A 22,533-nucleotide genomic window follows, 5' to 3' on the forward strand; every position below is an offset into this window, starting at 1 on the left:
AGCCCGCAAGATAATATTACTCTGGAAATAAAGAACGATCGATGTTGGGAATCACATTCAAAGCATTTTTGTAGTACAATTTTTTCAGTACCTCATCACTCAAATCCAACCCATACATTTTCCAAAACGCATGGTACTTTTTGTAGTAAGGAAAATATTCATCTGCGGTTTCAAGTACCCTGAAGTAGGTGTAGTATTGTTCTTTGTTGTAGGAGTCTTTTCCGAACATGACACGGTCTTGATATTTGGTCAAGAAAGCCTTAGCAGCACGAGGCTGGCGTCCAAGTTCTGCTATGACAGCGCCAATTTCCGAATACATATTTGGGTATTTGTCCATCAACTTACCTAGCGTAGCAAGATCATTGGCATACCATCCCAGGTGCGCATTGATAAATTTGGTGTTAGGGTGCTTCTCAAATATGTGATGCTGCTCGGCTATAATCTGCTCCCAAGGTGCGGGATCATTGGATCCACGCTTTCGTCCGGGTCTTACTTTGAGTTCAAGCCATCTTTCATTGTTTTCATCATTATTGTCCCAAAATGGTTTAGGATCTGCTGAGTGAATTAAAACAGGGATTCCAAGTTCACCACATTTAGCCCATACCGCGTCGAGACGAGGATCGTCTACTGCTATTCTCTTACCGTTGTTGTCAGTGTGTCTCAAACCAAGACTCTTATAGATTTTTAATCCGTTTGCTCCGGCCCTTACATCATTTTCCAATTGTGCAACTGTTTTTTTTGACCAATTGGGATCATCTATATTGTCTAATGAGATATTGGTGAAAACAATGAATCGATCTGGAGCATTCTCTTTGACGTTTTTCATGACGCCATTGAAATGAGCATCGCTACCGCGTCCTCTACCACTTAGATTCACCATAACCGCCATGTTTAGATCATCCATGTCCTGCAGGAGCGGAGTCAGGTCTTGCTTATTCATACTGAACTGGTGATTATGAACATCGATGAAAGGATATTTTGCTTTTGTAATAAAATGCTCAGGAACGACTAAGGTCGAAGGAGGGTCGTACGTTTCGAAGTCCATGGTTTGGGCTTGAAGCAAATTCGAAAAGAGTAGAAGTGCGCACAGCGATGCAACGTGTGATTTCATATAGAGAATAATTAGTTAATCCATGAGTAAACCAAAAATCGGAAGGAGAGTTGCGCAATAATAGAGTTAATTTGCGTTATTTTGTAAAATTACGAAGCACCTATGCGATTTCTTATTCTATTCTGTTTAGGAATATTCTTTCTTCTTATCTCCAACGAGTCCTTGGCTCAAACCTCTCGGGAATCGGAAACAAAACCGGTTGCTCCAAGTGCTACTCAGACTTTTTCAAAAAAGAAAAAGGGTTCCAAAAAGGCGTACAATAAAAACTATGATCAGGGCATCAAGGATTATGAAAACTTGATGAAGGCGAATAAGAAAAAGTACAAAAAAATGGAAAAGGGGATGGAAAAACCTCAATATTCCGACCCTACTTATTTTGGACACAAGAAACCGCCAAAAAAACGGCCCAAAGACAAAAGGAAATTTTGCAAGGAGTGTGGAATCGTTCACTAGCTTGATTATATTTCTTTTGTGAATTCACCTCCCAATACCTACATAGAACATACAGCACTCAAACCAGATTTAAGAGATAGTGACATTGATCAGCTCATTGCCGAAGCTTTTGAATTTCAATTTTTAGGTATTTGCATTCCTCCATTTTGGGTAAAAAAGGCAAGTAGAGAACTGCAGCGGTCGGAAATTCAGCTTGTCACTGTAATTGGATTTCCCCTGGGTTATCAACGCACCGAGTCCAAGATTAAAGAAATTGAGTTGGCCATAGCAGATGGTGCTGATGAGTTAGACTTGGTGATGAATGTTTCGGCCTTCAAATCCGGTATGAACTGGCCAAAAATTGAGATGGCCAAATGTGCAAAGATTGCCCATGAACATTCAAAAATGCTAAAGGTAATTGTAGAGACCGCATTGCTTACGAAAGATGAATTGGTTGAAGTTTCAAAAATTGTATCTGATTCAGGTGCTGATTTCATTAAAACGTCCAGTGGGTTTGCTTCAAGAGGGGCGAATTTGGACGATATACGCATAATGAAAGCCAATATCTCTTCCAATGTGGGCATAAAGGCCTCCGGAGGGATAAAGACATTGAGCGATTTAATGAAGATGGTTGAAACGGGTGCGGAAAGGATAGGTACTTCTTCGGGATTAAAAATTATGAGGGAATATCAGAATGGATAAGATGATTGGAAAATCCGTAACGGTGTGTGGTCGTGTCCAGGGAGTATTTTATCGAGCTTCCACACGTGATAAGGCAAGTAGTTTGGGATTAAGAGGATGGGTGAAGAATTTACCAAGCGGAGACGTGCAAATAGAGGCCTTCGGAGAAGAGTCTGCGGTTCAGGAACTGATCGCATGGTGCAAACACGGCCCTCCAATGGCTAGTGTAACAAGTATAAAAGTCGAAGAAATTGCCTTTCGAGAAGAAGCTCCTTTTCGAGTTGTTTATTGATTTAAGAAGCTTTTTTAAGCTGTTTTTCCTTTACGAAGACACGTTTAATGCCATTCTTTTTGAGGATTTTTATCTCAAAGTAATCATTGATCAATCCTTTGATCGCATTTCGAACAAACGTAAGGTTTTTCTTAGTCTCATTAAAAACTGTCAATTGCAAGATACCTTTGATGACTGCTGGGTTCTCGGTTAAGTCATTCGTCCACCGGTCAAAAGTTTCTTTCCACTCTTCTTTGTATTTGTCTTCATGTGACTTACCATCCCAGATGATCTCTAGTTGGTTATCACCATATTTGTATCTATAAGCCACGCAGAGATTTTCATAGATGCCTTCCAGTTCTTCAACGTTCCCAATTTTGTAATCCAGAATTTGCTGAAAAGTATCGTCAACCAGTCCTAATGGATTGAAATAAAGACTGTATTTGTGAATGGTGATTTCTACCAGGTGCCGCGCCAAATCATTAAAAATTTGATCTTGTGCTACTTTGAGCAGAACATTTTTGTCCTTTTCAAAATTTTGTAGAAACTCTGTCTGATTGATGACTTTATTCAATGTACTTTATTAACAAGTTATGCACACAAAAGTAGGCAGGTTTGATCGCAATTGAAACCACCATTTGCAAAAACCTTGTCAATAAAACAAATAGATGAAAACGAGGGTACCTAAGTTCGATTGAATGTTATAAGACCTCCTTAGAAAGGTAATGATTTGATAATAAAATATGATTTAGACAGGAGCAAATGATTTGCTAAACTTGCACCGAAAAGAAATATGTTATGCTCGCCTAACAAATTAAATTAGGTAATCTATCATATTGCTTAATAAATGAACTATTTTTAATAGAGTAACATAATACTCGTAAAAACCCATTATTTAACTAATTAAATCTCATTATGAAGCAGAAAATTCTACTTTCTCGCGTACTACTGGCTGTCAGTTTGTTACTGGCCAGTCAGAGCCTGTTGGCCCAGGGTGTCACAACTTCCGGTATGAACGGAAAAGTGGCAGATGAAAATGGGGCCGAATTACCCGGAGCAACTGTGATAGCCATACACGCACCTACTGGTTCTAAATATGGTAGTGTCACTGATGTTAATGGATTCTATAGGATTCCAAACATGAAAGCAGGTGGGCCTTATAATTTGACTATCTCTTTTGTAGGATTTGAAAACTTTGAACAACAAGGTGTCTATCTTACCTTAGGGCAAACGTATAAACTGGATGCCACACTTGCCTCTGGAGCCACTGAATTGCAGGAGGTAATTGTCTCTGCTGCAGAGGGTGAAATATTTGATGGAAACAGAAATGGTGCAGAAACTTCCATTTCGCAAAGAGAAATAACCTCAATGCCTAATGCTTCCAGGTCACTGAATGACTTCACCAGATTGACCCCTCAGACCACATTTACTGCTACAGGAGGTTTATCCATTGCAGGAACTAACAATAGATATAACTCTATATTTATTGACGGTGCCATGAGCAATGACGTATTTGGACTCGCTAGTAATGGACAAAATGGAGGTCAGCTGAATGGATTGTCTCTGATCAGTATAGATGCTATGGAGCAGATCCAAGTGGCGGTTTCGCCTTACGACGTTACACAAAGTGGATTTACTGGAGGTAGTATCAGTGCAGTTACCAGAAGTGGAACTAATGAGTTTGAAGGCTCGGCTTATTATTTTATAAGAAATCAGAGTTTAGCAGGAAAGACGCCGGGATTCCTGGAAGTGGACGGTGAGGATAGGGAAAAGTTGGATGATTTTACAGCTAAGACTTACGGAGCCAGACTAGGCGGTCCAATAATTAAAGACAAATTGTTTTTCTTCATTAATGCAGAGATTCAACGTGACGAAACGCCGCAGCCTTTTGATTTTGGTACGTATAGCGGAGGGGTGAGCGAAGCAGACGTACTTGCATTAGTAAGTCAACTTAATGCTTATGGTTACGATCCCGGAAGTTATGAGGACGTGGTCCAAAGACTTGAGGCAGAAAAGTTCTTAGTAAAGTTTGATTGGAATATCAACGACAAGCATAAGTTAACTGCGAGACATAGCTATAACAATGGTGAAAATTTTTCCCCAAGCAACTCCAGTTCATCAAGAATTAGATTTGCCAATAGTGGCGTATTCTTCCCATCCAAAACACATTCCTCTGCACTGGAATTGAACAGTAATTTTGGAGACAAATCCAATAAGTTGGTAATCGGTAGAACCAGCGTGAAAGATAACAGGGATCCTTTAGGAGCAAATTTTCCTTATGTGGATATTAGCTCTGGTGATATCGAAGCAGGCAGCGAGCAGTTTTCAACCGCTAACCTTTTGGAGCAGGAAATATGGACTTTGACGGACAATTTTAATTTGTACAAAGGCAGGCATACTTTGACTTTCGGAACACACAATGAGTTTTACGATATCAATAACGTGTTCATCCGTCAAAATTTTGGCTCTTACAGGTTTGCAGATATTGCCGGATTTTTAGCCAATACTCCTACACAGTTTGACAGAAGTTATTCGCTGATAGATAACGTGACGGGTGATGGTACGTCTGCGGCAGCAGCTTTCAAAGCCATGCAGATTGGTTTTTACGTTCAGGACGAAATCCAGGTCAATGATCAATTAAGGTTGACCGGAGGACTTAGAGTGGACATCCCGTTCTTCTCAGAGGATCCTGCAGCCACCGTAGATTGGGCAACAACAAAAGCGGCCATAGAAGGATTTGGATACGATCTGAAAGGGGCCGAATCGGGACAAGCACCTGGTGCTCAATTGTTAATTGCGCCACGATTGGGATTTAACTACGATGTAAACGGAGATCAAACTACTCAGCTAAGAGGAGGTTTGGGAATATTTACAAGTAGAATTCCATTTGTCTGGCCTGGAGGAATGTACAACAATAATGGCGTATCAGTAGGAGGAACACGACAATTTGCTGGTCTAACATTTGAACCAAATCCAAACAATCAGCCAACACTAGGAAGTTTTGGTGGAACAGATGCTACTCCTCAAGGTCAGCTTGATTTGTTTGCTTCAGATTTCAAATATCCGCAGGTATTCAGAATGAGTGCAGCTGTTGATCAAAAATTACCATGGGGTATGATAGGTTCGGTTGAGTTTATCTACACCAAAACAATCAACAATATTTTTTATGAGAATGTGAACTTGAAACCTTCCGTAGAAAATTTTGGAGGAACTCCAGATACGAGACCAATTTTTGATCGCGGAGATGAAATTGATTCTCGATATACCAGAATTCTACTTGGATCAAATACAAGTAAGGGGCACACAGCAAACTTTACGGTTTCCCTGACTAAGCCTTGGGAAAACGGATTCACAGCCGGGTTATCCTATAACTTTGGAACGGCCACTTCAATATTTGAAGGTACTTCATCGCAGAACTCATCACAGTGGAGAGGGGTCTATTCCGTAACAGGTAGAAATAATGCGCAGGTGGGTAGGTCTGATTTTGATGCAGGGCATAGGTTTATGCTAAATGCGTCCTACAGAAAGGAATATGCTGGTTTTGCAGCATCTACAGTGTCCTTCTTTCTCAACGCTCAGTCTGGAAGTCCATTCTCTTATACTTATGATAGTGATATTTCTAATGAAGATTCAAGAGAAAGAGCGCTAATGTTTGTACCAGCTAGTGCTGCTCAAATTGTTTTTGATGAAACTGACCGAACGGCTGCAGAGCAATGGGCTGACTTAGACGCTTACATCCAAAATGATGATTACTTGAAAAACAGAAGAGGACGATACGCGGAGAAAAATGAAGCGAGAACACCTTTTACGGCTGTCATGGATGTGAAATTTATGCAGGAGTTTTATCTTGAATTAGCCGATGGTAAGCGTAATACACTACAAGTTACTTTCGACATATTCAATTTTGGGAATCTCATAAATAAAGATTGGGGTAGAAGATACGGGGTACCTAATGGAGATGAGACATCTGTTGAACTACTTAATTACGAAGGTAATATCACCAACTCTTCAGGTGAAACAGTACCAACGTTTTCATTCCCTGACGGCATAAATGAAAAGCAAGATATTCTTACGAAAGACGATTCGGGTCTTATAAGCTCAAGATGGCAAATGCAATTGGGCGTTAGATATATCTTTGGAAAATAAGGTTTAAAAATCAATAATTGAAACCTCCTTGATTCATCAGGGAGGTTTTTTTGTGCCCGTTCGTGTAACTTTCGCTATACTTATTCATGAATTCGGGCTAATATCGCTCTAGTTCGAAAACAGATTAAACTTCCAACCCATGATAATTAGAATCTTCTCTATACTGTTGTTCATTATCCTTCATATCTCCTGTGAACAAAAAACAGCAGAAACACCGCCTTTTGAACTAGAGGAAAAGACTATAGCCGAGCTTCAACAAATGATGAACGAAGGAACCTATTCATCAGTAAAGATTTGTCAATTGTATATAGATCGAATCAAAACTATAGATCAGGGTAAAGATGGTTTGAATTCGGTAATCGAATTGAACCCTGATGCCTTGGCTATTGCAGAAGCTTTGGACCAGGAACGTGCCAATGGAAAGGTGAGGGGGCCCCTACACGGTATTCCTGTAATGATAAAGGATAACATCAATACCGGTGACAAAATGGAGACCACAGCGGGTTCATTGGCCCTAATAGGAAGTGATGTTCAAAAAGACGCCTTTATCGTAGCCAGACTGAGGGAGGCTGGGGCTGTACTTTTGGGCAAGACCAACCTTAGCGAATGGGCAAATTTCCGATCTGAAAGATCTTCAAGCGGATGGAGTGGTCGTGGCAGGCAGACGAGAAACCCTTATATATTGGATAGAAACCCCTGTGGTTCTAGTTCGGGTTCTGGCGTGGCGGCTTCAGCCAACTTGTGTACCCTTACCATCGGTACTGAAACCAACGGATCTATTGTCTGCCCGTCATCATTAAATGGAATTGTAGGTATCAAGCCAACAGTAGGGCTTTGGAGCAGAACTGGTATCATTCCAATATCCAAGACCCAGGATACAGCCGGTCCTATGGGCAGAACAGTAGCAGACGCTGCCACCTTGCTGGGGGCTTTGGTAGGAGTAGATCAGTATGATGAGATGACACAGGATAGTGCTGCAGTGGTGCACACCGATTATACCCAGTTTTTGAACATTGATGGACTGAAGGGTAAAAGAATTGGAATTTTTAGAGGACCAATGGGTATGCATGAGAGAGTCGATGCCATCATGGAAGAATCTTTTGATGCTATAGAAGCTGCAGGTGCCATATTGATAGACTCGATAGAATTGGGAGAAATGCACTATTTAGGAAATGCCGAGTATGAATTGCTACTATATGAATTTAAGGATGGCTTGAATGCATATCTGGCTGATTTACGCAGTGATTTTCCTTATAAAACACTTGAGGACTTGATAAAGTACAATCTTGAGAATAGGCAACAGGAAATGCCCTATTTTCAACAAGAAATTTTTGAATTGGCTCAGTCAAAGGGAGATTTGTCAGATCAGGCATACAAAGATGCGCTGGCTCTCTGCCGGAAAATTTCAAGAACGGATGGTATTGATTTGGCGCTGGCTCAGCATAATTTGGACGCCATTGTGGCCCCTACAGGAGATCCGGCTTGGGTAACGGATAGAATAAATGGAGACAATTATAGAATATCGAGTTCGTCCATGCCAGCCATGGCCGGCTATCCAAGTATTACGGTTCCTGCAGGAGATGTTTTTGGACTACCTATTGGCATTTCGTTTTTCTCCACTGCCTACAGAGAAGCAGAACTTATTGCAATAGCCTATAGTTTTGAACAAAAAACACAAGCCAGAATAGTACCTAAATTATTGCCTACATTGGAATTGCCCTAGTACCAAACTATTAGCCCTTGTTCTTAGGTAAGAAGTCTTTGGTGAAATGTGCTCTTTCTTTTTCCTTGGAGAACATTTCCTTGTTGTAAGTTGCAGACTGACCTCGAGGGATAGACAAGGATTGCCATTGACTATCCTGGATCATTTTACCGATAAAAATAATTTGCCCAACATGATATGAATAGTGAGACAACTGTCTGTTAATAGCTTCGACCACTGTATGCCCCTGATTTCTGATATAGATTATTTTTTCTAAGTCTCCTTCTTCCAGGTTATCTATTGTTGACAATAGACAGTCCCACCCTTTGTTCCAAGTATTTTTTGTCTTATCAAAATCAAATTCCTCGGATTGAAACTCCTCGTCTCTGTTTCGCCATTGCTTTTCTCCATCAGAATTCAGAAAATCTGTCCACCTGGATAGCATATTGGATGATAGGTGCTTTACAAGCATAACTATGCTATTGCTCTCCTGGTTATATTGCCAGTTTAGCGCTTCTTCAGGGACTTGCTCGATTGTTTTCCAGCCCAGTTCTCTATTATACAGAAATTGTTTTTTAATACTTGAAATGTAGTTCTTTCTCATTTTTGACTATAAATAATTGTATTCATTGTAGTTTACTCTGTCATCAGTCTTAAGGTTATAGGAAAAAGCACTAATAAATTCGTAGTTCAAATTAAGTAAAATCACCAATTGTGCGCTATAATGTGATTGGGTAAATTTGGCACTCAATACTGATAACACAAGTATTAAACGTCAGGTATTTTTTGATGTATGGAAGAGACCTTTTATTTTTAGTCATACAAAAAGAACCACGTCAGCGTAAGGCTTAGCGGATACCAGGAAAATGCTTGGAACACCAAAAAAAACAAAATGGGTAATCTTATGATTGAAAAATTTACAGAGCAGGAAATGGCCGTGGCTGTTGAAATGATCAATAGGGGGCTTGATCGAGCAGCTGTTTCGTTGAAGATGATTCTAAATAGTGCGATAGAAGTCACTAATGTAGACTTTGAAATTGCGGTCCTCAATGACGAGCCACAGTATTCCAGTAAAAAGGATGACAAGATTCACATTTTGAGAACTGAGCTTGCCGGTGAGTTGAGAGGTATCTGCCATTTGATATTTACCAGCGACGAAGTGGAGAAAATATATTCAAAATGTCTACCGGAAAGTGTTATTTCTAGCGACAATTCAGATGCACAGATAATGAGACTGGAGCTTCTGAAAGAGATAGACAATATAATGGCTGCTTCAGTCATTACAGAATTTGCTAATAGCTTAGAGGTGGGAATTTACGGAAATGTGCCATCTTTGCACGTCATGGAAGCCAAGGAGGTGAATAAATATATTCATGCTGAATCCGTAACATTGAGTCCATTAATACAGTTTAGTTCTGTGTTTCATACTGATGACATTGATATTAAATCTGATTTTATTTGGCTGTTGGAGGAGGAGTTTATTCAGAAAATAAAAAACTTAGCATTAAAATAATAACTATATAAATACCACAACAATGGGCAAAAAAGTATTAGTCGTTGATGATTCAGCTTATATGCGTACCCTTATTAAGGATACACTTACGGAAGCAGGCTATGAAATAATTGGAGAAGCACCAAATGGAGAAACAGCGATCGACCTGGCACTAGAACTTAACCCTGATTTGATTACACTGGACAATATATTGCCAGATATGATTGGAACAGATATATTGAAAGTATTTAAGAGCCAAAACCTTTCTGCAAAAGTAGTGATGGTAAGTGCTGTTGGTCAGCAATCCGTGATCAACGAAGGTATTGAACTAGGAGCTGCAGACTACATAGTTAAACCCTTTACTGGAGACGACCTTATAGATGTCGTTAACCGAGTAGTTGGCTAGTAGATAATAATAAGAAAATGTATAAAACCATTCCAACCTCAGGAATGGTTTTTTTTATGACTCTATATAAAGGAAGTTTCTAAGTCTTACGCAATTCTCTTAAATCCAATATTCGGTTTTTTTACTCTTGAATTTGACTCTAAATCTGCTTTTTATTGCATTCTATTTGGCAGTAGAGAGGAAAAATGGAGAATGAAATATTGATAGGGAGCAATAGTGACCTTATTATTAAAAGAATAGGTAAGGAACTAAAAAAAATCAGCGAGACTTTGCATGTCAGAGTTATCAACGAGCTGGAAGATATAATTACGCTTCGGGAAAATCAGTTAGTTATCGTCGACCTATCAGTATATACTCCGGGGATCATCGATCGAATACAGTATTTTAAAAGGAAATTTCCGGAAATCGAACTCATCGCCGTAACCTACACTAATGATGAGATGATCGACCAGATGCTGGTTCAGCGTGGAATTGATCAGGTGGCCAGTACAGAGGAGTTGCCAGGAATAGTAAGACGACACTTGGCTACTTATTTCAAAACAACAGGTTAGGCGCCTTAGAGTGACCAGAGGAACTGAGCGAACCTTTTTAGGTCTTCCTCCTCCTTAAATTTCAATTTTTCTTTTTTGATATAGGCCTTAAGTGGGTTAGCCTTTTCATCGAATTGACCCAAGGTCTTAGATTTGAAATTCTCTAACGGATAAAGTTTTTGACTATCAAAAATCAGGAATTCCTTCTTCTCAGAGTAAATAGTATCTTTTACCCCAGCATCCACAGTAGCATTATAGGATGGGAGAAAAGTTTCCACAAACCTGTGACTAACTAACTTATTCTCTTCATCCTCAAGTAGTACCTCATAAAAACCCTTTCTTCCAAAACTCCTACCCATTTGGGTTACGTTTATAAGCTTAAACTCTTTTTGTTGATAAGAAAATTTTATTTCCTTGATCATATTAGGTGCGGCTATCAGGTTTTTATCATTATGATTAATCAAAACGATATTTCCCCTATAGTCGTATTTCGCACTAATCTTTTCTAATACGGTTTCATTGCCAAGCAGAAGACTGCAGCTTACAAACTCCTGTGGAAGGCAATAGTCATTGCGAGCCAGTACTTCTTCGTCGCTCAATTCGGTTGCATTGGTTTGGTTTCCAACTCCATAACTTAATACCTTAAGCCAGTCATCGATGGACCTGGACTCCTGTCCAATTGAAGGGTAGAAGAATGTTAAAACAACAAGTAGACCTACAGTGAATTTCATAATACCTCCGATTAGATTTTTGTTTTCGTGCATTAATATACTCAAAACAATTGTCCGGAGGATTTACTTTATTTGAAAGTTACTTATTCTGTTTCGCCCAGTTGTCGCGTAAAGATACAGTTCTGTTAATCCGCGGTTTGCTATCCGATGAATCCTTATCAATGATAAAATATCCCAGTCTTTCGAATTGAAATTGTGTGCCAGAAGCCATTTTGCCAACTGACGGTTCTACTTTAGCGTCTGACATGATGGTCAATGAATTGGGATTCAAGTGATTTTTGAAGTCATCGTCAATATCATTGAGGTTTTCTGTACTGAATAGTCTGTCGTATAGTCGTACTTCAGCATCTACAGCATGCTCAGCAGAGACCCAACCCAAAGTGCCCTTTACCTTCTTACCAGTGGTATCCTGCCCGCTTTTTGTATCCGAGTCATATTCAGCATAAACTTCTTCAACATCACCGGCCTCATTTTTCTTAAAACCGGTACATTTCACGATATAGGCATATTTCAATCGAACTTCTCTTTCCGGGCCCATTCTGAAGTATTTTTTTGGGGGATCTTCCATAAAATCGTCTCGCTCTATGTATACTTCTCTCCCAAACGGGATTTCTCGTTTACCGGCAGATTCATCTTCAGGATTATTTACTGCGGGAAGCATTTCTGTTTGCCCTTCGGGATAATTTGTGATAATTAGTTTGATTGGATTCAAAACACCAAGCACTCGGCTGGCCTTTTTATTCAGATCTTCACGAACGCTATGTTCGAGCAATGCTACGTCACTTACACCATCTCTTTTGGCTACACCAATTTTTGATGCAAAGTTTCTTATAGCGTCTGCAGTATATCCTCTTCTTCGGATTGCGGCAAGTGTTGGCATACGAGGGTCGTCCCACCCCTCTACATGGTTTCCTTCAACCAGTTCCTTTAATTTTCTTTTACTTACAATGGTATAGCTTAGATTCAATCTGGCAAATTCTGTCTGCTTGGAAGGGTACAAGTCCAATTCATTGATAAACCAATCGTACAGCGGCCTGTGTGAGGCAAATTCAAGGGTACAGAGTGAATGAGTAACCTTTTCTAATGCATCAGACTGCCCGTGTGCAAAATCATAAGTAGGATAAATACACCAATCACTACCTGTACGATGATGGTTGGCCTTTTTTACTCTATATATGACAGGGTCTCTCATTTGCATAATGGGAGAAGCCATATCTATTTTAGCTCGAAGTACACGAACACCCTCATCGAATTCGCCATTTTTCATGGCTTCGAATAGAGATAAATTCTCATCGATACTGCGTGCTCTATATTCACTTGGTTTTCCGGGTGCTGTGGGTGTACCGCGCTCCTCACTGATTTTCTCGGCAGAATTATCATCTACATAAGCTTTGCCAGATTTTATGAGTTGAACAGCGTAGTTATATAATTCTCCGAAGTAGTCTGAAGCATACAGCTCATTGTCCCAGCTGTATCCCAACCATTTGATATCTTCTTTGATGGAATTGATATATTCAATGTCTTCTTTCTCAGGATTGGTATCATCAAATCTCAGGTTGCATTTTCCATTGTACTTCTCAGCCAGGCCAAAATTCAGGCAGATGGATTTGGCATGACCGATATGCAAATAGCCGTTGGGGTGAGGAGGAAAGCGCGTATGAACTTGACCGTCATGCTTGCCCTCTGCCAGATCCTTATCGATCATTTGCTCAATAAAATTCAGCGCTTGTATTTCTTTCTCACTACTCATACTCATAAAATTTGGAATGCAATTTTAGTCAATTAATCTGATGCAATTTGTCCGCTGATTTGAATTGTTTTTAATCGGGTATGTGGTTGTACCCTCGAACCCAAACCCGTCAATTTCGGACTTGGCCTATTAGACCTGTTTCATTTGTTGAATGGTGGCCACAGGGTCCTCCGTATTAAATATACCTGAGCCAGAAACAACAACATCAGTTCCGGCATCAATCACGGATTTGAGATTGTCTAATTTCACTCCTCCATCTATTTCAATAAAAATATGCTCAAGATTTCTTTCTTTCAGAGTAGCCTTGAGTTTAGCAATTTTGTCAATACAAGATGGGATTAATTTTTGGCCACCGAATCCTGGGTTGACAGACATGATCAGTACAAAGTTCAAATCTGGTAAAATCTCATCAATACTGCTGAGTGGCGTATGAGGATTCAAGACTACACCTGCTTTTTTGCCTAATTCTTTTATAAGCTGAATGGTGCGATGCAAGTGTGGGCAGGTCTCTACATGTACACTGATCCAATCGGCTCCGGCCTTCGCAAAATCGGGAATATATTGATCCGGATTTTCTATCATCAAATGCACATCGATAGGCAACTTGGTGCATTTTCTAATATCCTTCAGCACCAAAGGGCCGATGGTAAGATTGGGTACAAAGTGGCCGTCCATTACGTCGTAATGAATGACTTCGGCTCCTCCTTTTTCGACCATTTCGATATCAGAACCAAGGCGTGAAAAATCTGCTGAAAGGAGGGAGGGAGCTATTTTTACTGAATTGGGCATGGGCTATATTTTTTTCGCAAATATAGGAGGCTCCAAAATAAGATACTTCCCCGCACAAATTTATTTATCCACGGATTCAAAAACTGGAGCCACTTGATTCGTATTGAATCGAATTGAATGAGTTTGAATGGCTTAAATGGATGCTTTCAGGTAGAATTGATTTGTCAAATCAAAATATCAAAGCATGAAAAAAACGTTTTTCTTATTTGCTCTGGCCCTCTCAGGGTCGATAAGCGCGCAAGTTATTCCTTTCGATTCCCCTGCATGGACCTTTAAAGGGAAAGGAGTGATTCAGGAATACTATGAGGGGAAGTCAGCCTTGTATTTAAAAGAGTCAGGAGCTCTCATCAGCGATGCTCAATTTAAGAATGGAGTCATTGAATTTGATATGTATTTCAAGGATTTATGGACGTTCTCGGGATTCTACTTTAGGGTACAAGATGAAGCCAACTATGAAGAACTCTATTTTCGACCGCATCGTCGTGGCAAGCCGGATGCTTATCAATATTGTCCAAAAATTAACGGAAAAGCGAGCTGGCAACTGTACCACGATCAACACAAAGGTGTTTTTACGGGAAATCCGGAATTCTATCCTGCCGAAGAATTACAGGGCTACAACGGAAAGATTGATTTGCCCTTAGATCGTTGGATGCATGTGAAATTGGTGGTAGCTGGAAACCAAGCGGAACTGTATCTGGACAGGGAAGAATCTCCAAGTTTCTTTATTAATGAGTTCAAGGGACCTGATGCTAAAGGCCCCGTTGGAATTTATACAGGCTGGGGCGGCGTACATTTTGCCAATTTTTCCGTGACAAGCAATGACAGTCAACGATTGTCAAGCGAGCGTAAGATTGTTTCGGAACCACTAGAGAATAGAATTGAATCATGGGAAGTCTCCAATACCCTGGAAGAAGCTAAAATTCAGCATGTACTGCTTTCTGATGAGCTTTTAGGCCAACTCAAATGGAAGAAACTGGCCAGTGAGAATTCAGGAATCACCAACCTTTCGAGAGTGGCTAGGGTCAAAGATGGAAAAAATACCGTGATCACCAAGCTGGAAATTCAAGCGAATCAAGATATGATTAAGGCATTTACATTAGGATATAGTGATAGAGTAGCTGTCTTCTGTAATGGACAGAAAATCTATGCGGGTACCAACGGGTATAGGACCAGGGATTTCCGGTTTTTGGGTACAATAGGGCTCTTTGACGAAATCTATCTACCGTTGAAAAAGGGGAAGAATGTGGTCTACTGCGCAGTGTCAGAAAGCTTTGGTGGCTGGGGTGTAATGGGCCAAATTGATAGAGAAGGAATTAGAATAAAAGGAGATTAACAATCAATAATTATGAATATGAACAACAAAATGAAAGTATCTGGTTTTGTACTAGCAATGGCACTGATCTTGAGTGTCGAAGTAAATGCGCAAGAGATTCGAGCCTTGGACAAAAGTCCGTTGGACCTGGCAGTCTTTCGTCCGGATGGAAGAGGAACCACACCGGCAGTTCGAATTATTTACAGTCGTCCGATGAAAAATGGCAGAAAGATGTTGGGGGATAAGGAGCCTTATGGGAAAGTTTGGAGATTAGGTGCCAATCAAACCACAGAAATCAATCTATATAGAGACATGACTTTTGCTGGGAAAAAATTGAAAGCGGGCAACTATACAATGTATGCTATTCCCAATGAGAATTCATGGACTATCATTTTCAATTCGAACCTCTACACTTGGGGAGCCTTCGACTATGATGCATCCAAAAATGTAATGACTATCGATGTTCCTGTGAAGAAGGCTAGCAAAACTCGTGAGGCATTCGGCATGGCATTCGATGGGCAAGGAGGAAATGGTAAGCTGCTGATGGCCTGGGAAGAGGTAGAAGTATTGATCCCGTTTTCCTATTAACCTGAGCTCAGGTTATTAAGACTGGGTTTATTTTGAGTAGGAGGAGAGTGGTCGGTTATGGCACTTTCCTCTTTTTGTTGACTTAATTCTGGTTTAAAATTGTTGATCAAATTCCCAGCTATTGTCATCGTTAGATAAGGTGAGATAGTCCACTTCTCCGGCGCCATCAAATTGATAGCTTATTCCCACCAAATGTCCGGGTTCCATCTGATATTTCGCCGAGTATATTTCCTGATCGTTGATATATATGCTCAAATGTTTGTTGAGACTGCTTATCGCAATTTTCTGCCAGTCATCCAGGGAAATGCCAAATGCAGACAAGTCATTTTTCTGGCCGGAGATGAAATTGTCCATAACCAGGAGATTTGCCTCTCCCACACAACCTGGAATCACAAAAGGAATTAAGAAGACGCCTTCAGAGAAATGCAATACCACCTTGGCATATTTACAGGCCGAAACCTTGTTGGCCATATCATACCGAATAGAGGTTTCAAAATTGAAATGGTCACCTGAGATATTTTTTTCCCTTTTATAATAATGAAAGCTCACCGGCTCGTAATGACGGCCTAAATGCTTCAATCCATTTTCGGATAATCTAAGTGCGCCGGTTTTAATTAAGTCCTTATCAGATAAATAGACAGGCAATGGGTTTGTGTTGATGGTGGATTGCCACCCTTCAGTCTCAATGTAAACGTCAGTTTCTTTGAGCACCACTTCATCGGCTACAAATTTTGATCTGAAATAGCCTGGATAGTAGTAAACACAGGTGGCTTTGGTTTGATCATTGGTAACATTAATGCGTTTTGATTTGTCCCAGGATTGTTGAATAACAAATTCTTTAGCTGAAAGCTCGGTCGCATCGAAGGAAAAAATAACAGTATTGGGCAGCCCGAAGGAAGAGTACTTGGCTTCGAATTTCAGATTTTCTGCTAATTTGGGGTTCTTGGCAACATTGGAGGTGATGATATACCAGCTGCTAAAACTAGCCATAATCACAAGCACCATTATAAGAGCAAATTTTTTCGAACGGATAACGAGAGAAGGTCTGGTTGGTTCGCCTTTTTTGTTGATTTCGCGCGCTCGTTTCAACGCAGACCAACTCGGGTAGTCAAGAAATTTAGCCAAAGCATCGAGCGTACTAATACTAGGCCGGTTGTCATATTTGACCTTTCCCCAAACTCGTTTAAGTGTAGTATGGCTGAGGTTTACACCGGTTTTATTAAAAATGATTTGGCTGAGCTCTTCAAATTCCTGATTTTCCCATTGAATAGAAGAACCCCAATTCAAGATACCTTCAATTTTTGTTTTGCAATAGTCCAGTGCCGAGTCTTGGTTCACGAAGTAGCGTATTTAGTTGATAGGTTGTATAAACTGGTATTTGCCGTTGGAGGTTGTATGATTTATTTGAGTGGCATAAAAAAGTACCCCGGCTCCCCGGGGTACTTCACTCATTATACCAAACTATGCTATTATCTTTATTCGTATTTCAATACTGTGGAAGGATTTGCAGAAGCCGCCTTTAATGATTGAAAACTAATCGTGATTAAGGCAATCACCAGTGTTCCGAATCCTGCTATAATAAAGGCCAGTGGATTGATGCCTATCCTAAAAGCAAAATTATTGAGCCAACTATCAATGGAGAGGTAGGCAAGTGGACAAGCAATCACAAATGCGATGGTGATCAACTTAGTAAAGTCTTTGGATAAGAGTAAAATGACTTGTGGAATCGTACTGCCCAGCACCTTTCTGACGGCAATTTCTTTTTTTCGTTGCTCAGCGGTGAATGAGGCTAGAGCAAATAATCCCAGGCATGCGACTACGATTGCCAGACCTGAAAACAAACTGGCTACTTTACTCAATTTGTCCTCATCCTTGTAGAGTGTATTCAACTCATCTTCAAGAAAGAAATAATCGAAAGGGCGGCCAGGTGCAAAGTGGTTCCATTTGTCTTCAATGAAAGCCAGTGTTTCTTTCATGTTTTCTGTATCAAGCTTGATCGCCAGGTATTTGATCAGAAGATTAAAATTTCGAGGATCATTTCTAAGTTGCAGGACCAAAGGCTCAATATTCCTATGCTTTGAAGCGAAGTTGAAGTCTTCAACCACACCGATAATCTTACCGTTCCTTCTGCCGTATTCAAAAGGTTTACCTACTGCTTCATCATCTCTCCATTTCATTCTTTTGCACATGGCCTGGTTGATGACTATGGCTGCGGTGTCATCAGAAAGTATGTTTTCTTTAAAGGGCCGGCCCTGTACGATATCCAGACCGAAAGTTTTGAAGAAATCGTGTTTCGACCAGAAAACTGAAAATAGCGTTGATCGCTCCATACCTTCAAATCTGAAGTTATCTCCTTGATGTCTGGCACCCAGTGCATCTACTACAGCAGTCATATGCTTGATGTCGTTGCGCCTGAGAATTTCATTTTTAAAAGCCTCATATTTTTGTGCAATTGGCGTTCGCAGTGCGGATACATACAAGACTTGTTCTTTATCAAACCCAGTGTCGCTTTGTCTAAGGAAATCCAATTGACTCGTGGCTACTGACGTGCCAATGATCATGATTATGGAGATTGAAAATTGCAGAATGACCAAGGTTTGTCTTAAGTGACCACCTTTTCCTTTTTGTTCTCCCTTCAGTCCTTTGATTGGAGAGAATGAACTTAAAACAAAAGCAGGATAGATGCCCGCACCTATTCCGATGAGCAGAACAACAGCCAAAAGCCCGAGTAAGATCTGTGGTTGGATAAGCATAGCAAAACCAATTGACTTTTCTGTAAAAGCATTGAATGAAGGTAGAATAATCCAAAAGAACAGGAGCGAAACCAATACGGCTATACCTGTAATAATGATTGATTCGAGCAGAAACTGAGTGACCAGATACCTTTTTTTACTTCCAAGGGTTTTCCTAATACCCACTTCCTTTGACCGCTTGGCCGACTTGGCTGTGGATAGATTCATATAGTTGAAACAGGCTATGAACAAGATCAGCCCACCGATGATGGAAAACACGTACACGTTGTTCTCACTGCTATTGGGTTGAATTTCAAACTCCAGATCAGAAGTCAGATGAATATCGGTAAGCGCCTGCAATCTCATAACCACATCTCCATGGAGAAACTCGGGGAAAAATTTGAGAATGAAATCAGGGAACAGCTCTTCCAGGTCAGCTGGTGTGCTCCCATCCTTGAGCACCAGATAGGTCCAGCATGGATTCCAGTACCAGGTACGCGGCAGTCTGCCATTGAAGCTTTGGCGTACCGTCGACATCGACCCGATGAAGTCAAATTGAAAATGCGTATTGAGCGGGGTATCAGCCAATATACCCTTCACAATCAAATCCCGTTCGGCCTGAAAACGAAGAATTTTACCCACTGGATCCTGATTGCCAAAGTATTTTTTTGCCATCGTCTCGGTGATAAGCAGTGAGTTCGGCTCATCCAATGCCGTTTCTTTATCACCCTTGACTAGTTCAAAATCGAATACATCAAAGAAGGTAGAATCCACAAAGAAAATCCTGGTTTCGTTGAAAGCCTTATTAGTTTCTTTGTTTTCCAACATGAGTGAAGGAGACTGATAGTCAAAGAATCGCACTTGTGTCTCTACAATCGAAGGAAACTCTGAATTTAATGTAGGGCCAACCGGAAAGGGTAAACTGGATGATCTTTCGCCGGCACTTTCGTCAACCATAAACTCGTTGATCCGGTATATGCGATCTGCTTTACTGTGCATGCGATCGTAGCTTATCTCATCGCTGATATAGATCATGATGAGCAGACAACAGGTAATACCTAACGCCAGGCCGAGAATATTAATGGCGCTGTAAAACTTGTCTCTAAAAAGGCTGCGGAAGGCAACAATGAAATAGTTTTTGAGCATGGTGAGTAATTTTTGAGTTTGGCTGTAAATGTCAACGGTTCAAACCCAATTGTTATGCTGGTTTTACACGAATGGTTGATTCTGAGGGTCGGAAAGTAGAAAATGAAGTACAAATTCCATGAGCGGTATCCTTGAGCCTACTCATCTAGAGATGATGTAAGCCAATGAATAAATCCGAAAGAGGTGGGACAAAAACTAGAGGCTGACTAAACTGCTTCAATGGCTTGTGGAGCACAAACCAGTATTGCAGTGAGATCCGTCTGATCTCACTGCTATCTACTACTTACTGCTGCGTGATTAACTAAACCACATGAATTGAGAGTAATCACACGACCGGAAAACCAAAACCGGAAGTGTCTCTCAATGTTTTGAATGCCGCCACTTCGTACTGTCGGTGCACCCTGTACTCACCTAAATTCAAAACCTTAGATTGTGCTACAGGATAAAATACCCCCAGGGCCGAACCCCCGGGGGCTACAGGTAAATCATCGGTGCAGCTTGCCAGGTCAACAAGTCTCAGTGAACATGGTCCGTGTGACACGATCCGATCAATGTGATCCGATCTGGACGATCGTACCGATTCAACCGAGTGAACTGCAGGTGATGAGTGATGATTACCTGCTATAGGCAGGGTTGAAAGTTGCTATACTTCCCTGCCTGACATATGAATCTTTGATTTTACCAAGGTTCCCGATAGGGAATATGATCTATTGTTCCTTTCATTGATTAATAGGTTAGAATTAAACATTTTTTCAGCTTAAATTTTTCTCAAATGAGCTGTGATCAATCAATTTGCGTAGTTGTCTGATTGAATGAATATCCGCTTGTTATTTCCCGGCGCAGGGAACGCCAGGTAGTAAAAGACCTTCTTAATGATGAGGCATTACTCATCCTTAAGATGCCAGAATAAATCCGACAAGGATTCATGCGCTTTGCATATATTTACTTTTAAGGTCACGACAATATTAAACGTAATTACGTTAAAAACAAACTTATTCACGATATTTATTATGCCATTTAGTGGAAGACTTACCGAAGTTATTGATAGTCAGTTCGATGGAAACAAAAGGAAATTCTCTAAAAAAACAGGTATCCCGTACACATCGGTTGTTGAATTTGCGAATGGGGTAAAGAGTGACCCAAAACTTTCGTTTTTGGTGAAAGTTCTTGAGGTGATTGGATATGAAAATATTGTGTGGCTGACCAACGGATTTGGAAAACTGAAGAATCAGAAGCTACAAGCCAAAGTAGCAGATAAGATGCTTGAAGAAGACCCGGAGGCCAGTGCTATCAAACAAAAGGAGCTCGAAGCTATGATAAGCCAGCTTAAGCAAAATCTGGACGAACGTGGAAAGATGATCAAAGTCCAGGACGAGCTGATCGAAAATCTTAAGAAAAACAACTGAACCCTTGACTGTTTAAGACAATAGCATATCCTGATCTTTTTTGATCTTCTTCATCCATTCTGCATTTTCCTTTTGTTTGATCTTCATGTATTCGTCAAACTTGCGCATATCGCTAGAGCGTCTATTTAACTGAAAACGCACCCTAAAATACAGAAATAGAACGAACAAGAGTAAAACGGCAATCGCACATACAAGTACCCAGAGCGGAATGGTCTCCCGACTTGCTTTTTCATTTTCGGCGAGTTCAAGACCTTCAAGTCGGTAGCGAAGATCTTTTGTTTCCAATCTTTCTCTAGCGGAAAGAATAGGAGCAACAGTATTAGTAAACAAGCCTATATAGTGTATTAAACTGTCTGAATTCGATTTAATATCCAGCATGTTTTTGACATGATCGAAAGCGACAACAATTTCTTCCAAGTCAACTTTTCCTTGATTGAGCTTAACACTTCGTATAAAATACTCAGAGGCAAGTTTGTAATTGCCTAGCTTGTTATGAAGCTTACCTAAATTATTAAAGGTAACAGCAATTTGCACGTCGGTCAAACCTGGATGCTCCAGTGATTTTTCTAAAAACTGCTTTGATTTCTTGTATTCTTCTTGCTCAAAATAGATATCCCCGAGGTTGTTATAAGCTTTTCCTTTTATTACATCCTCATGTTTAGTGCCTGTAGCTGAATTTATGGCCATCCAATTGTGTTCGATGGCAAGTTGTTCATTACCTACTAATTGTTGTACTAAGCCAATTTCCAATTGTATGCTCAGGAATTTATTCAAATCTTGAATTTCTTGTCCCAGCATTCTAGCCTCAAAAAGGTATTTAAGAGCTTGCTCATAATGGCCTAGCCGTTTATTTGATTTTCCAACACCATATAAATCGTTAATGACTTGTTTTTTGACACGGGACAATTTGGAGTGCGTGAGTGCTATATTAAAGTAATCCTTGGCATTATTGTAGGATTCTAGTTCATAAAAAACCTGTCCTAAACGATTAGCTGATTTTGAAACGTAAAGCTCATCGCCTAATGAAGAGAAATATTGTTTGGCCTTTTTATAGTTATTGTAAGCAAGTTCTAATGAATCTTGATTATGAAATACATACCCTTGCAAGAAATAGGTAAGAGCTAATTCGGATGCGTCAGTTGTTGATGATAGTATAAAATCGGTTAACTCTTTTACCTCAGCGTACTTTTCTCTCTTATATAACTTAAGTGCTTGCTGATAATTTTTTGAGCCGTGATAAGGAGTATCTTCTGCACAAGAAAATAAAAGTGATGCTGATAAAATAGCAATGGTTAGGTTTTGCATAGT

21 protein-coding genes are annotated in these 22,533 nt (G+C 40.2%); 11 read left to right on the forward strand and 10 right to left on the reverse strand.

Annotated elements, in window-relative coordinates; translation table 11 throughout:
- Window positions 1–16: 16 nt before the first annotated feature.
- The gene (locus ABJD64_RS00975) at window positions 17–1,111 is read right to left on the reverse strand and encodes an amidohydrolase family protein (protein WP_348182176.1); all 1,095 of its coding nucleotides are present in this window, start codon (window positions 1,109–1,111) and stop codon (window positions 17–19) included.
- A 102-nt stretch (window positions 1,112–1,213) separates the two neighbouring features.
- Here ABJD64_RS00975 and ABJD64_RS00980 point away from each other — a divergent pair, with 102 nt between their 5' ends.
- Genes ABJD64_RS00980 through ABJD64_RS00990 form a run of 3 tightly spaced genes read left to right on the forward strand, consistent with a single transcriptional unit; the run spans window position 1,214 to window position 2,516 of the window.
- Window positions 1,214–1,564, forward strand: coding sequence for a hypothetical protein (locus ABJD64_RS00980; RefSeq protein ID WP_348182177.1), 351 nt, complete (start codon window positions 1,214–1,216; stop codon window positions 1,562–1,564).
- 18 nt (window positions 1,565–1,582) lie between these two features.
- Window positions 1,583–2,245: a deoxyribose-phosphate aldolase gene (deoC, locus tag ABJD64_RS00985; RefSeq protein ID WP_348182178.1), complete on the forward strand. Its 663-nt coding sequence runs from the start codon at window positions 1,583–1,585 to the stop codon at window positions 2,243–2,245.
- 1 nt (window position 2,246) lies between these two features.
- Window positions 2,247–2,516 (forward strand): acylphosphatase, encoded by a 270-nt coding sequence (locus tag ABJD64_RS00990; RefSeq protein ID WP_348182179.1) that lies wholly within the window; start codon window positions 2,247–2,249, stop codon window positions 2,514–2,516.
- 1 nt (window position 2,517) lies between these two features.
- Here the strand turns inward: ABJD64_RS00990 and ABJD64_RS00995 are convergent, their stop codons facing one another.
- Window positions 2,518–3,069 carry a hypothetical protein gene (locus ABJD64_RS00995; protein WP_348182180.1) on the reverse strand — a complete coding sequence of 184 codons (552 nt, stop codon included), beginning with the start codon at window positions 3,067–3,069 and terminating at the stop codon, window positions 2,518–2,520.
- Window positions 3,070–3,410: 341 nt separating this feature from the next.
- On the opposite strand from ABJD64_RS00995, the gene ABJD64_RS01000 reads away from it, so the two are divergent.
- Together ABJD64_RS01000 and ABJD64_RS01005 are read left to right on the forward strand one after the other, a co-directional pair.
- Window positions 3,411–6,641 (forward strand): TonB-dependent receptor, encoded by a 3,231-nt coding sequence (locus tag ABJD64_RS01000; protein WP_348182181.1) that lies wholly within the window; start codon window positions 3,411–3,413, stop codon window positions 6,639–6,641.
- Between the two features lie 139 nt (window positions 6,642–6,780).
- Window positions 6,781–8,364 (forward strand): amidase, encoded by a 1,584-nt coding sequence (locus tag ABJD64_RS01005; RefSeq protein WP_348182182.1) that lies wholly within the window; start codon window positions 6,781–6,783, stop codon window positions 8,362–8,364.
- A 10-nt stretch (window positions 8,365–8,374) separates the two neighbouring features.
- On the opposite strand, the gene ABJD64_RS01010 is transcribed toward ABJD64_RS01005, so the two are convergent.
- On the reverse strand, window positions 8,375–8,947 hold the full coding sequence (locus tag ABJD64_RS01010) for a DUF1572 family protein (protein ID WP_348182183.1): 573 nt from the start codon (window positions 8,945–8,947) through the stop codon (window positions 8,375–8,377).
- Window positions 8,948–9,247: 300 nt separating this feature from the next.
- Here ABJD64_RS01010 and ABJD64_RS01015 point away from each other — a divergent pair, with 300 nt between their 5' ends.
- The 3 genes from ABJD64_RS01015 (at window position 9,248) to ABJD64_RS01025 (ending at window position 10,792) form a co-directional block, all read left to right on the forward strand.
- Entirely contained in the window at window positions 9,248–9,856 is a 609-nt protein-coding gene (locus tag ABJD64_RS01015) for a hypothetical protein (RefSeq protein WP_348182184.1), read from the forward strand.
- Between the two features lie 22 nt (window positions 9,857–9,878).
- A complete protein-coding gene (locus ABJD64_RS01020; RefSeq protein WP_348182185.1) occupies window positions 9,879–10,241 on the forward strand; it encodes a response regulator in 363 nt (120 codons plus the stop codon).
- A 185-nt stretch (window positions 10,242–10,426) separates the two neighbouring features.
- Window positions 10,427–10,792, forward strand: a complete 366-nt coding sequence (locus ABJD64_RS01025; RefSeq protein ID WP_348182186.1) for a hypothetical protein — start codon at window positions 10,427–10,429, stop codon at window positions 10,790–10,792.
- Between the two features lie 5 nt (window positions 10,793–10,797).
- Here the strand turns inward: ABJD64_RS01025 and ABJD64_RS01030 are convergent, their stop codons facing one another.
- From ABJD64_RS01030 to rpe, 3 genes are all read right to left on the reverse strand, one after another.
- Entirely contained in the window at window positions 10,798–11,502 is a 705-nt protein-coding gene (locus tag ABJD64_RS01030; protein ID WP_348182187.1) for a hypothetical protein, read from the reverse strand.
- 79 nt (window positions 11,503–11,581) lie between these two features.
- Window positions 11,582–13,252 (reverse strand): glutamine--tRNA ligase/YqeY domain fusion protein, encoded by a 1,671-nt coding sequence (locus tag ABJD64_RS01035; RefSeq protein WP_348182188.1) that lies wholly within the window; start codon window positions 13,250–13,252, stop codon window positions 11,582–11,584.
- Between the two features lie 129 nt (window positions 13,253–13,381).
- Window positions 13,382–14,041 (reverse strand): ribulose-phosphate 3-epimerase, encoded by a 660-nt coding sequence (gene rpe / locus ABJD64_RS01040; protein ID WP_348182189.1) that lies wholly within the window; start codon window positions 14,039–14,041, stop codon window positions 13,382–13,384.
- Window positions 14,042–14,225: 184 nt separating this feature from the next.
- On the opposite strand from rpe, the gene ABJD64_RS01045 reads away from it, so the two are divergent.
- Together ABJD64_RS01045 and ABJD64_RS01050 are read left to right on the forward strand one after the other, a co-directional pair.
- Complete coding sequence (locus ABJD64_RS01045) at window positions 14,226–15,374, forward strand: family 16 glycoside hydrolase (RefSeq protein ID WP_348182190.1); 1,149 nt, start codon at window positions 14,226–14,228, stop codon at window positions 15,372–15,374.
- Window positions 15,375–15,392: 18 nt separating this feature from the next.
- Window positions 15,393–15,941 carry a DUF2911 domain-containing protein gene (locus ABJD64_RS01050; protein ID WP_348182191.1) on the forward strand — a complete coding sequence of 183 codons (549 nt, stop codon included), beginning with the start codon at window positions 15,393–15,395 and terminating at the stop codon, window positions 15,939–15,941.
- A gap of 93 nt (window positions 15,942–16,034) precedes the next feature.
- Here ABJD64_RS01050 and ABJD64_RS01055 read toward each other — a convergent pair whose 3' ends face one another.
- The 3 genes from ABJD64_RS01055 to ABJD64_RS01065 all read right to left on the reverse strand — a co-directional run bounded on the left by ABJD64_RS01055 (window position 16,035) and on the right by ABJD64_RS01065 (window position 20,360).
- Entirely contained in the window at window positions 16,035–17,279 is a 1,245-nt protein-coding gene (locus ABJD64_RS01055; RefSeq protein ID WP_348182192.1) for a hypothetical protein, read from the reverse strand.
- A gap of 137 nt (window positions 17,280–17,416) precedes the next feature.
- Window positions 17,417–19,819 carry an ABC transporter permease gene (locus ABJD64_RS01060; RefSeq protein ID WP_348182193.1) on the reverse strand — a complete coding sequence of 801 codons (2,403 nt, stop codon included), beginning with the start codon at window positions 19,817–19,819 and terminating at the stop codon, window positions 17,417–17,419.
- Window positions 19,820–20,144: 325 nt separating this feature from the next.
- On the reverse strand, window positions 20,145–20,360 hold the full coding sequence (locus ABJD64_RS01065) for a hypothetical protein (RefSeq protein ID WP_348182194.1): 216 nt from the start codon (window positions 20,358–20,360) through the stop codon (window positions 20,145–20,147).
- A gap of 469 nt (window positions 20,361–20,829) precedes the next feature.
- On the opposite strand from ABJD64_RS01065, the gene ABJD64_RS01070 reads away from it, so the two are divergent.
- Window positions 20,830–21,225 (forward strand): hypothetical protein, encoded by a 396-nt coding sequence (locus tag ABJD64_RS01070; protein WP_348182195.1) that lies wholly within the window; start codon window positions 20,830–20,832, stop codon window positions 21,223–21,225.
- A gap of 12 nt (window positions 21,226–21,237) precedes the next feature.
- On the opposite strand, the gene ABJD64_RS01075 is transcribed toward ABJD64_RS01070, so the two are convergent.
- Window positions 21,238–22,530, reverse strand: a complete 1,293-nt coding sequence (locus ABJD64_RS01075) for a tetratricopeptide repeat protein (protein ID WP_348182196.1) — start codon at window positions 22,528–22,530, stop codon at window positions 21,238–21,240.
- Window positions 22,531–22,533 lie beyond the last annotated feature (3 nt).

It is taken from the genome of Reichenbachiella sp. (assembly GCF_039944555.1).
Classification (GTDB): domain Bacteria; phylum Bacteroidota; class Bacteroidia; order Cytophagales; family Cyclobacteriaceae; genus Reichenbachiella.

What these genes read in the sequence shown, in the direction of transcription:
- ABJD64_RS00975 (WP_348182176.1), bottom strand. Translation starts at nt 1,111, where the DNA reads ATGAAATCACACGTTGCATCGCTGTGCGCACTTCTACTCTTTTCGAAT.
- ABJD64_RS00980 (WP_348182177.1), top strand. Translation starts at nt 1,214, where the DNA reads ATGCGATTTCTTATTCTATTCTGTTTAGGAATATTCTTTCTTCTTATC.
- ABJD64_RS00990 (WP_348182179.1), top strand. Translation starts at nt 2,247, where the DNA reads ATGATTGGAAAATCCGTAACGGTGTGTGGTCGTGTCCAGGGAGTATTT.
- ABJD64_RS01000 (WP_348182181.1), top strand. Translation starts at nt 3,411, where the DNA reads ATGAAGCAGAAAATTCTACTTTCTCGCGTACTACTGGCTGTCAGTTTG.
- ABJD64_RS01005 (WP_348182182.1), top strand. Translation starts at nt 6,781, where the DNA reads ATGATAATTAGAATCTTCTCTATACTGTTGTTCATTATCCTTCATATC.
- ABJD64_RS01010 (WP_348182183.1), bottom strand. Translation starts at nt 8,947, where the DNA reads ATGAGAAAGAACTACATTTCAAGTATTAAAAAACAATTTCTGTATAAT.
- ABJD64_RS01015 (WP_348182184.1), top strand. Translation starts at nt 9,248, where the DNA reads ATGATTGAAAAATTTACAGAGCAGGAAATGGCCGTGGCTGTTGAAATG.
- ABJD64_RS01020 (WP_348182185.1), top strand. Translation starts at nt 9,879, where the DNA reads ATGGGCAAAAAAGTATTAGTCGTTGATGATTCAGCTTATATGCGTACC.
- ABJD64_RS01025 (WP_348182186.1), top strand. Translation starts at nt 10,427, where the DNA reads ATGGAGAATGAAATATTGATAGGGAGCAATAGTGACCTTATTATTAAA.
- ABJD64_RS01030 (WP_348182187.1), bottom strand. Translation starts at nt 11,502, where the DNA reads ATGAAATTCACTGTAGGTCTACTTGTTGTTTTAACATTCTTCTACCCT.
- ABJD64_RS01035 (WP_348182188.1), bottom strand. Translation starts at nt 13,252, where the DNA reads ATGAGTAGTGAGAAAGAAATACAAGCGCTGAATTTTATTGAGCAAATG.
- rpe (WP_348182189.1), bottom strand. Translation starts at nt 14,041, where the DNA reads ATGCCCAATTCAGTAAAAATAGCTCCCTCCCTCCTTTCAGCAGATTTT.
- ABJD64_RS01045 (WP_348182190.1), top strand. Translation starts at nt 14,226, where the DNA reads ATGAAAAAAACGTTTTTCTTATTTGCTCTGGCCCTCTCAGGGTCGATA.
- ABJD64_RS01050 (WP_348182191.1), top strand. Translation starts at nt 15,393, where the DNA reads ATGAACAACAAAATGAAAGTATCTGGTTTTGTACTAGCAATGGCACTG.
- ABJD64_RS01060 (WP_348182193.1), bottom strand. Translation starts at nt 19,819, where the DNA reads ATGCTCAAAAACTATTTCATTGTTGCCTTCCGCAGCCTTTTTAGAGAC.
- ABJD64_RS01070 (WP_348182195.1), top strand. Translation starts at nt 20,830, where the DNA reads ATGCCATTTAGTGGAAGACTTACCGAAGTTATTGATAGTCAGTTCGAT.
- ABJD64_RS01075 (WP_348182196.1), bottom strand. Translation starts at nt 22,530, where the DNA reads ATGCAAAACCTAACCATTGCTATTTTATCAGCATCACTTTTATTTTCT.